The following is a 900-nucleotide window of genomic DNA, read 5'->3' on the forward strand; positions in this document are numbered from 1 at the left end:
CGCCGAGCGCGAAGAAGTCGTCCCGGACGCCCACGCGCTCCACGCGCAGCACTTCGGCGAAGAGGGCGACCAGTTGTTCCTCGGTGTCGTTCCGCGGCGCGACGAAGTCGGACGAGCGCGCGAGGTTTCCCGGTTCAGGCAGGGCCTTGCGGTCCACCTTGCCGTTGGAGTTGAGCGGCAGCGCGTCCAGGACGAGGAGCGCGGAAGGCACCATGTACTCGGGCAGTTGCTGCCGGAGGTGGGCCTTGAGTGCCTCGGAGTCCAGCGAGTGGCCTTCGCGCGCGGTGACGTAGCCGATGAGGCGCTTGTCGGCGGCTTCGCCCTTCGCGACGACGACGGCGTCCTTGAGGCCCGGAGCACGCCGGAGCGCCGCTTCGATTTCGCCCAGCTCGATGCGGAAGCCACGCACCTTCACCTGGAAGTCGATGCGGCCGAGGTACTCCAGCCGCCCATCCACGCGGTAACGGACGCGGTCGCCCGTGCGGTACATGCGGCCACCTGGAGGGCCGTAGGGCTCCGGCACGAAGCGCTCCGCGGTGAGTTCCGGGCGCAAGAGGTATCCGCGCGCCTGGCCTTCACCGGCGAGGTACAGCTCACCTGCGACACCCACGGGCACCGGCTGCAACGAAGCGTCCAGCACGTAGGCACGCGTGGCGGGGAGTGGCCTGCCGATAAGGGGCACTTCCTCGCGGCCAACGAGAGAGGCCGTGGTGTAGGTGGTGTCTTCGGAGGGCCCGTAGAGGTTGTAGAGCTTCTGCACCGTCGGGACTGCGTAGACCTGCTTCGCCAGCGTCTCCGGCAGGGCCTCACCCGCGAGGTTGATGACGCGCACGGTGGGCGGCACTGCATTCAGGCGCAGCAGCTGCGCCATGGCGGAGGGCACCGTGTTGACGAGGGTGA

Annotated in this window: 1 protein-coding gene; it reads right to left on the reverse strand. The window is 68.9% G+C overall.

All coding sequences use genetic code 11. The features are described 5' to 3' along the window. On the reverse strand, positions 1-900 hold a 900-nt coding region (locus tag ACLEQD_RS44405), incomplete at both ends, for an AMP-binding protein (RefSeq protein ID WP_410391931.1).

Source organism: Corallococcus sp. 4LFB, assembly GCF_046520365.1.
Lineage (GTDB): Bacteria > Myxococcota > Myxococcia > Myxococcales > Myxococcaceae > Corallococcus > Corallococcus caeni.